The organism is Sphingorhabdus sp., assembly GCF_044374345.1.
GTDB lineage: Bacteria > Pseudomonadota > Alphaproteobacteria > Sphingomonadales > Sphingomonadaceae > Sphingorhabdus_B.
Window position 1 is genome coordinate 1 of record NZ_JBILOS010000081.1, and the last position, 9073, is coordinate 9073.

At 53.7% G+C, this 9073-nt stretch carries 6 protein-coding genes; 5 read left to right on the plus strand and 1 reads right to left on the minus strand.

Annotated features, from left to right (window positions below; all coding sequences use genetic code 11):
* Window positions 1-126 precede the first annotated feature (126 nt).
* The gene (gene purU, locus ACIQ5B_RS08615) at window positions 127-978 is read right to left on the minus strand and encodes a formyltetrahydrofolate deformylase (protein ID WP_397598649.1); all 852 of its coding nucleotides are present in this window, start codon (window positions 976-978) and stop codon (window positions 127-129) included.
* Between the two features lie 257 nt (window positions 979-1235).
* On the opposite strand from purU, the gene ACIQ5B_RS08620 reads away from it, so the two are divergent.
* The 5 genes from ACIQ5B_RS08620 to ACIQ5B_RS08640 all read left to right on the plus strand — a co-directional run.
* The gene (locus ACIQ5B_RS08620; protein WP_397598650.1) at window positions 1236-3929 is read left to right on the plus strand and encodes a TonB-dependent receptor; all 2694 of its coding nucleotides are present in this window, start codon (window positions 1236-1238) and stop codon (window positions 3927-3929) included.
* 129 nt (window positions 3930-4058) lie between these two features.
* A complete protein-coding gene (locus ACIQ5B_RS08625) occupies window positions 4059-6059 on the plus strand; it encodes a tetratricopeptide repeat-containing sulfotransferase family protein (protein ID WP_397598654.1) in 2001 nt (666 codons plus the stop codon).
* Window positions 6060-6071: 12 nt separating this feature from the next.
* Window positions 6072-7379 (plus strand): spinster family MFS transporter, encoded by a 1308-nt coding sequence (locus ACIQ5B_RS08630; protein ID WP_397598651.1) that lies wholly within the window; start codon window positions 6072-6074, stop codon window positions 7377-7379.
* 61 nt (window positions 7380-7440) lie between these two features.
* Entirely contained in the window at window positions 7441-8811 is a 1371-nt protein-coding gene (locus ACIQ5B_RS08635; RefSeq protein WP_397598652.1) for an aldehyde dehydrogenase family protein, read from the plus strand.
* Window positions 8808-9073 (plus strand): hypothetical protein (locus ACIQ5B_RS08640; RefSeq protein ID WP_397598653.1); only part of this gene is annotated, 266 nt, incomplete at its 3' end. The genes ACIQ5B_RS08635 and ACIQ5B_RS08640, both read left to right, overlap by 4 nt.

Genomic DNA, 9073 nt, shown 5'->3' on the forward strand with positions numbered 1-9073 from the left:
GGGACCCTCAAGGTCAAGCTCAACAATCTCAAGTGGCTTCTTCGCTTCAAAGGCAACAGCTGCGCGCGTCTTCATGGTATTCGGGTCTCCTAAACTTAACCAAATCGTTGGGCGGATTGCGCCCTTTTATTTGAACACAATCGTGCGGTTGCCATTCAGCATCACGCGGTGCTCCAGATGCAGCTTGACCGCCCGCGACAGAACCCGGCTTTCGGTTTCCTGTCCCTGCGCTATTAAATCGTCAACCGTATCGGCATGGTCAACGATCGACACGTCTTGGGTAATGATTGGACCTTCATCAAGGTCGGGTGTCACATAATGCGCCGTAGCGCCGACCATTTTGACGCCGCGTTCATAGGCACGGTGATACGGCTTTGCGCCTTTGAAGCCCGGCAGGAAGCTATGATGAATGTTGATGACGCGCCCATCAAGTTTCCGGCAAAGCTGGTCTGAAAGCACCTGCATATAACGGGCGAGGATGACGAGATCGACATTCTGTTCTTCCACCATCGCCAGCAGCTTGGCTTCTTGTTCCAGCTTATTTTCCGGTGTCACCGGCAAATGATGGAATGGGATTCCCTCATGCTCCGCGCGGCGTTGCCAATTTTGGTGGTTGGAAACGATGCTGGTTATATCCATCGGCAACTTTTTGGTTGCTGTGCGGTAGAGAAGGTCGTTCAGGCAATGGCCGCCTTGGCTAACCATGATCATCGCGCGCAGTTTTTTTCGCAAATCGTGAATGCGCCATTCCAACCGGAACGCCGCCGCAACAGGCAGGAACGCTGCCTCGAAACTTTCCGTCGTCACATCAGCCGGGCAGTTGATGGCGATCCGCATAAAGAATCGTCCGGTTACCTCATCGCCATATTGCGAGCTTTCGACGATGTTGCAGTCCTGGCTGGCAATCGAATTGGCCACCGCTGCGACGATACCCTTACGGTCGTCGCAAACGATCAACAGTACAAAATCTGCTCCCATATGCATTTTCAATCCTCATCTCGCAAAACGTGGGACCGCGTAGCCGCCGAAGCCTACGCTATCCATTGCTCTCATGCATATATTAGGTCTTCTAATCGCAACATGTAGATGAAATGATTGGTCGGGGAATTTAATTTACCAATCACGAAAATTTGGTCAATTGCTTGACGGAGGCTCGAGTTTCAGTCTTACTGTTGGAGAATTAGAGCCCCCAGAAAATTGGGGGAAGGATGAGGGGAAGAAAATTGAAAAGTTATTTGAAAATTTCTACCGCGGCGCTTGTTATCGCATCGGCTAGTGTCGGCATCGGCATAAACCCTGCATTTGCGCAGCAAACAGCTGAAGAGCAGGACGGCGGTATTGCAGATATCGTTGTGACCGCAACGCGCCGTGAAGAGTCGGCCAACCGCGTGCCGCTTGCGATTACTGCCTTGGGCGGTGAATCGCTGAGCGATCTCAACATCACGAAATTTGACAAGCTGATCGAATATTTGCCGAATGTTCGCGCTGCTTCGCGCGGTCCAGGCGCATCGTCCATCTTTATCCGCGGTCTTTCAACGGATTCGCCAGGTCTGCAAATTGCCGGTACCGCTGGTGCGCAGCCTACGGTTGCATTGTATATCAACGACGCGCCAGCATCGCTCGTCGGACGTAACCTTGACCTCTATGCGGTTGACCTTCAGCGCGTCGAAGTTCTGGCAGGCCCGCAGGGAACGCTCTTCGGCGCAAGTGCTATGGGTGGCGCGGTCCGCTACATCACCAACAAGCCTGATACGAGCGAATTCCATGCTGGGTTCAACTCAAGCTTCGCCTTCACCAAGGGTGGCGAAGAAAGCGTTGCTGGCGACGCGTTCATCAACATTCCGCTTATTAAGGACAAGCTGGCATTCCGCGCTGTGTTCTATACCGACCGTCAGGGTGGTTATATCGACAATATCGCAGGAACATACCAAATGCCGTTCAACGGCAATGTGGGCGTCGCTGGAAAATTGCCAACGGGTAACCCATTGTTGGTCATGCGCGCAATTCAGTCTTGCCAAGCCACTGCCACGACTGCGGTTCCGAATTGCACAGGTAGCCTTTACCGTGCGCCAACACGTCAGACGATCAACAATGACGCATTTGTAGAAGATAACTACAACGACGCGACTTACCGCGGTGGCCGTGTGGCGCTGACTTGGAAGGTCACGGACGATTGGTCTGTCGATCTGATGCATGTGCGTCAGGAACTTGACACGGACGGTGTATTCGACTTCGAACCTGATGTGGGCGACCTGAAGGTTACCAAGTTCAATGACAACTCGCTGCGTGACCGCGTAAATCTCTCGACATGGGGCGTAAACGGTCGCCTTGGCGCGCTCGATTTGATCTACACCGGTTCATTCCTGAAGCATCGTGCAACACAAGTTGCTGATTATGCCGGATATTCGAACATCGGGCTGTATCTGCCTTATTATGAATGCGATCGTGGCGTATATTACACCGCAGCGTATAACGGCAATATCGGCAATACCTGCTATGCGCCGAGCAAAAGCTATCAGGTTCGTAACCGGACCGAGCGTATGACGCATGAGTTCCGCGTAACAACGCCTGCTGATAAGCGTCTTCGCGGTACCTTTGGTTTGTTCTACGATGATAACAAATTGTTCGACAATACCGACTGGTCATATCTGCAACAGGCCGCTGGCTTCATCTATCGCCGCGCGCCGAATACAGCGGTGAACGCCAATGACAAGAGCGTACGCCCTGTCAATGTTGGCTTCTTTAACGACATCCAGCGTAAGGATACGCAGTTTGCTGCTTATGGTGAAGCGTCCTTTGATATCGTTCCAGACAAGCTAACTTTCACTGGCGGTCTTCGTTATTATGACGAAAAGGCTTCCATCAACGGTTCGTCGAACGGCAGCTTTGGTGGCGCACGTGGTGTTTATAACGCCACTACCGGAACCTACACGGCTGCAACTTCAGGTCCAACGACGTATAATGTCAGCGCCAACTTGAATGTACTTTACGCTGACGCTTCGCCAGCAAAGTATAGCGGCACGTTGTACAAAGCCAACTTGACCTATCGCCTCGACGAATCTTCGTTGGTTTATGCGACATACTCGGATGGTTTCCGTCCAGGTGGCTTCAACCGTCGTCCTTGCCGCGTACCAAGTGCTATTTGCCCTACCAATGCAGACTTTGTCCGTTTGGGTACCTATGTACCTGACAAGGTTCAAAACTATGAAGTTGGTGGTAAATTCTCGCTGCTTGATCGTCGTTTGCAGGTCAATTTCGCTGCGTATCAGATCGACTGGAGCAACATCCAGATCACTGTTTTCGACCAGAATATCTCGAACCAAACATTCACCACAAACTTGGTGGATGCACGGATCCGGGGTCTGGAAGGCGACGTAACGTGGCGCACCACGCCGGAATTGACGTTTAACAGCGCATTTTCGTACAACGACTCTGAAATGACGAAGTACCGGAAGAGCACAACAGTGCTCCGTCCGCTCGGTGGTCCGCTTGCTTTGAGCCCTAAATTCCAGTTCAATGCACGTCTGCATTGGGAAAAGGAACTTGCCTCGGGTCTTGCTCCGTTCGCACAGATTGGTGTTCATTATGTTGGAAAGAGCGTCTCTGACGTTATCGACAACGTAAACATCAAGTATCAATCATCCAATCCGACACTGGGCTACGCTGGCTCAATCCCTGTCACCTATAACGGTGTCACGGTGCGGCCTGGCGACGTCATTGCGCCAATCGCTGGAGCCCAGAACCTTGGCTCATACTCCACAGCTTCGGCATCATTTGGTGTCTCGAAAGACGAGTGGCGGTTGGAATTGTTTGGTGACAACCTGACTGATGAGCGTCCCGAGCTGTACAAGAGCGGGAATGACGGTGAGCTGCGTACAACGACCTCGCGTCCACGCACAATCGGCCTGCGTTTCTCGTACAAGATTTAAGCAACACGGCGGGCGCCCCTGGGAAACCGGGGGCGCTTTGCCATTTCTGCATTTCTGCATTGCGTTAAGCGTGCGAATTGCGGCAGGGTTCGTGCAATCGTTCGTCACAATATGGGAGAGTAGGTGACAATGTTGGCCGAGGCCTCGCCGGATAATATTGACGCCATGTTGCGTGAAGCGCGGTCGCATTTGCAAAATGCCCGCTTTGCCGACGCAGAGGCTTTGTGCGCGCGCATATTGGAAGCCGCGCCGGATAACATTGATGCTCTGTACACTTTGGCGGTAACGCAGCGGATGCAGCGTCAAGTTCCTGCGGCGCTCACTACAATTGATAGATTAATCGCCATCGATGCCGGTTACGGCCGTGCGTGGCAAGAACGCGGGCATTGTTTTCGCGACAGCGGTTTGACCGAAGAAGCAATTGCCGCTTACCAGCGCGCAGTAACCCACAATGGCGCATTGGTCGCAAGCTGGCGTATACTTTCACAAATGCATGATAAAGCCGGGCGCGAGGGGCCGGCTAATTTTGCGCATGCCCAATATACCCATCTTTCTGCCCTTCCACCTGAGTTGCTAAGCGTCGCTAGCTTCATTCAGGAAGGGCGTATCTACAAGGCAGAGCAATTGTGCCGCGCGTTCCTGCAACGCAACGGTCACCATGTTGAGGCGATGCGCCTGCTTGCCGACATCGGCATGAAATTCAACGCTTATGACGAAGCGGAATTTTTGCTCGAGTCTTGCAAGGTATTGGAGCCCGATAATGTCAGTGCGCATTTCGATTATGTGAAAGTATTGCGCAAACGCCAAAAATTCGAACTGGCACTCAGCGAAGCGTCGGAACTGCGCGAAAAAGAACCGGGTAATCCTGAGTTTGAAATGCTGTACGCCAATGAAAATCTGGCCGTCGGCAATTTTGATGAAGCGATGCTGATTTATGAGGCCTTGCTTGGGTCTATGCCAAATAATCCAGGCATAAACCTGACCTACGGCCATGCGCTTAAGACCGTCGGGCGGCAGGATGATGCCATTTCCGCCTATCGCCGCGCCTATCAGGTGCGGCCAGACTGCGGTGATGCCTATTGGAGCTTGGCCAATCTCAAGACTTACCGTTTTGACGATAGTGAGATTGCCCAAATGCGGGAACGGCAAGCGTCGCCCATGACGGCGCTTGATGACCGGTATCACCTCTGTTTTGCGTTGGGTAAGGCGCTTGAGGATCGGGGCGAACATAGCGCTTCGTTCGAATATTATGAGCTCGGCAATCGTTTGAAGCGCGAGGAGCTGAAATATAATCCGAGCAGGCTGTCGAACGAAATGCAGATGCAGCGTGAGCTGGTGACTACTGACCTACTTGGGAAATTTTCCGGTGCAGGCTGCCCAGCGCGGGACCCGATATTCATTGTCGGGTTGCCACGTGCGGGTTCGACCTTGCTCGAGCAAATTCTTGCATCGCACAGTCAGGTTGAAGGGACGATGGAGCTCCCGAATATCTTCGCTTTGGCCTTCCGGCTTGACCGGCAGCGCGTTGTTGGCGAGGCGCCTGAATATCCCGGCAACTTGGCGGATTTGACGCACGAGGACGTCACCCGCTTTGGCGAAGAATTCATCCGCGACACGCAAATTTACCGCAAGGGCGGCACACCCTTTTTCATAGATAAAATGCCGAACAATTTCCGTCATATCGGCCTCATCAACATGATTTTGCCGAACGCGAAAATTATCGATGCCCGGCGCGGGGCCATGGGATGCTGTTTCAGCGGGTTTAAGCAACTCTTCGCCGAAGGTCAGGAATTCACTTACGGGCTTGAGGAAGTTGGCCAATATTACACTGACTATGTGCAGTTAATGGACCATTGGGATAATGTGTTGCCCGGCAAGATATTGCGCGTCCGTTACGAGGAAGTCGTTGCCGATCTGGAAACGCAGGTCCGGCGCTTGCTCGACTATTGCGGCCTTCCTTTTGAAGAGGCATGTCTCAATTTCCACCAGAATGAACGCGCGGTTCGCACCGCGAGTTCGGAACAGGTGCGACAACCGATTTTCAAAAGCGGCGTTGATCAATGGGAAAATTTCAGCGAATTTCTCGATCCGCTGCGTAAAAAACTAGGGCCTGAACTGGCCGCAACCTGAGGGGGAATGAATATGGCTAACAATGCACCGAACGCACCGGTAAATGTCGATCAAGTCTCCTCGCTGGGGCAGCGTTGGTATGTCCTTATCATGATGATGCTTGTGTACACGATCAGCATCGCTGACCGTTATGTTTTGTCCACATTGCTTGGACCCATCAGCAAAGAACTGAACCTGACGGATACGGAGACCGCATGGCTTGGCCTTCCGCTGGCGCTTTTCTATGTCGTCATGGGTATCCCCTTGTCATGGTTGTGTGACCGGACCAATCGCCGCAACCTTCTGGCGGCGTCGGTTGCCGTTTGGTCATTCATGACAGCCATAACCGGCTATACCCGCGGATATTTTGATTTATTGTTGGCGCGTATTGGCGTTGGCATTGGTGAGGCTGGCGGCACACCTGCGTGCAATTCGATTATCGCTGACTATTTTCCCGCCGACCGGCGCTCCATGGCTATGACGGTGTTTGCCCTTGGCGCGCCCATCGGGGCGTGGCTGGGTTCGGACATTGCTGGCTATGTCTCGACATTACACGGGTGGCGCGCCGCTTTCTTTGTGTTGGGCGTGCCCGGGATCATTTTGGCGCTGATCATCATGGTAACAATTAAGGAGCCGAAGCGCGGGCGCCTTGACGTCGTAACCGAAGATAAGGCGCCGACGATCATGGAAACGATGAAGTTTCTCTGGTCTCAAAAATCGGCGGTGCATGCGATGACCGGAAGCGGTCTGTCTGCATTTTGGGGCTGGGGATTGATGTGGTTCACGCCTTTGTTCATGCAGCGCACATATGGCATGGATGAAGGCGAAGCCGGCAGCATGCTGGGCTGGATTTATCTTATTGGCGGCATTGGTGCGTCATTATTGACGGCATGGGTGGTGGCACGTCCGACATATACCGACCCACGTAAAATCGCCCGGCTTTTGGCTGTGGTAACGGCATTGGCCACTATCCCGTCGTTTCTTGCATATTACACGCGGGACCTTGGGGTAGCGCAGGTCATGTGGTGGTTGTTCATTCCGGCCATTTATTTCTACATCGGCCCGGCATTCGCACTGTGCCAGAATCTGGCTGCACCGAAAATGCGGGCAATGGCCGTCGCTATATCGTTGGTTGTCGCCAATGTGCTTAACCTGATTATCGCACCGGCAATTGTTGGCGGCCTCAGCGACTTTTTTGACGCTGCAGGTGGCGGCAATGCAGATTCCCTGCGCCTTGCACAGCTTATTCTCGCGCCAACCGGCCTGTGGGCGGCGTGGCATTATTGGCGCGCCGAAAAATACATTATTGAAGATCAAAAGAGAGCCATTGGATATGTCTAATTCGCCGCTGAAGTCTTATATAAATGGCGCGTGGGTTTTGCCTGCGACGTCCACTGCAACAGTGGATGCAGTTAATCCTGCTACAGAAGAAGTCTGCGCCGTCGTTGCTGTGTGCGGCCGTGACGATGTCGAATTGGCCGTCACAGCCGCACGCGCCGCGTTTGATGGATATGCTGCGACCACGCTTGAGCATCGCATTGCATTGGTGGAAAAGCTGATTACCATTTTCGAACGGCGCTATGGTGAAATGGTAACCGCCATTTCGACCGAGATGGGCGCGCCGTACGATCTGTCGCATGACGCGCAGGCCGAAAGCGGCCCCGGCCATTTACGCGCAACGGTTAAGGCCGTGCGCGAAATGGCGTGGGATTATGATGTTGGCACAGATGGTATCGTCACGCACGAACCCATTGGTGTTTGCGTGCTGATCACGCCGTGGAACTGGCCGATCAACCAAATCGTGTGCAAGGTTGGTCCCGCATTGATTACGGGCTGTACGATGGTTTTGAAGCCAAGTGAAATGGCGCCGCTTTCTGCGCAGCTGTTCGCTGAAATGGTCGAGGAAGCCGGTTTCCCCAAAGGCGTGTTCAATATGATCCATGGCACGGGCGCTTCCGTTGGTGACGCGCTGACCAGCCACCCTGAAGTGGATATGATCTCGTTTACCGGATCGACGCGCGCCGGCGTCCAGATCGCCAAAAATGCCGCAGATACGGTGAAGCGCGTCGCGCAGGAACTGGGTGGCAAGTCTGCCAATATCGTCTTTGCCGACAGTGATTTGGAGGCTGCGGTCACGCGCGGTGTGCTGCATTGCTTCGGAAATACTGGTCAATCGTGCAACGCCCCGACGCGCATGCTTGTGGAACAATCGGTCTATGATGAGGCGGTTGCGATTGCAGCCCGCGTTGCGCAGGCCGCGAAGCTTGGCGACCCGATGGAGAAGGGCCCGCATTATGGCCCCGTGGTCAGCAAGGCACATTATGACAAGATACAGGGTCTGATCCAGGTCGGGATCGATGAAGGTGCAAAGCTTGTCGCCGGCGGCACAGGTCGGGCCGATGGCTTTGACCGAGGCTATTATGTGAAACCCACGGTTTTTGCAGGCGTTCACAACAAGATGCGCATTGCCCAAGAAGAAGTGTTTGGCCCTGTGCTCGTTTTGATTCCGTTTAAGGATGAGGCGGAGGCCATCGCGATTGCCAATGACTCCCCATATGGGCTCTATGCCTATGTCCAGACCGGTGACTTGGACCGCGCACGCCGCGTTGCGCGTTTAATGCGGGCGGGCGGTGTGAGCATCAATGGTACGAGCCAAGACTATATGGCGCCATTTGGCGGCTATAAACAGTCGGGCAACGGCCGCGAATATGGCGAATTTGGTGTGCGCGATTTCCTGGAGATCAAATCGATCAGTGGGTTCCGCACGCCATGAAACTAACCGATATCGAAACCTTCGTCGTTGGTAATCCGCCACCGCATTTTGGCGGCCGCTATTTCGTGTTCGTGAAACTGACAACCGACAGCGGTGTGTCGGGGATCGGCGAGGCATATTGCGTCCCGTTCGAACCGCATCTGGTTGCCAAAATGATAGAGGATGTGTTCGCGCGCTACGTCGCGGGAAATGATCCGCACGATATCGAAAATATGTGGCGCCGGGTCTATTCCAGCGGTTTTACCCAGCACCCCGACCTCAC

Bases quoted from the DNA above. Each gene is read 5' to 3' on its own strand.
- purU (WP_397598649.1), bottom strand. From the start codon at position 978: ATGGGAGCAGATTTTGTACTGTTGATCGTTTGCGACGACCGTAAGGGT.
- ACIQ5B_RS08630 (WP_397598651.1), top strand. From the start codon at position 6,072: ATGGCTAACAATGCACCGAACGCACCGGTAAATGTCGATCAAGTCTCC.
- ACIQ5B_RS08625 (WP_397598654.1), top strand. From the start codon at position 4,059: ATGTTGGCCGAGGCCTCGCCGGATAATATTGACGCCATGTTGCGTGAA.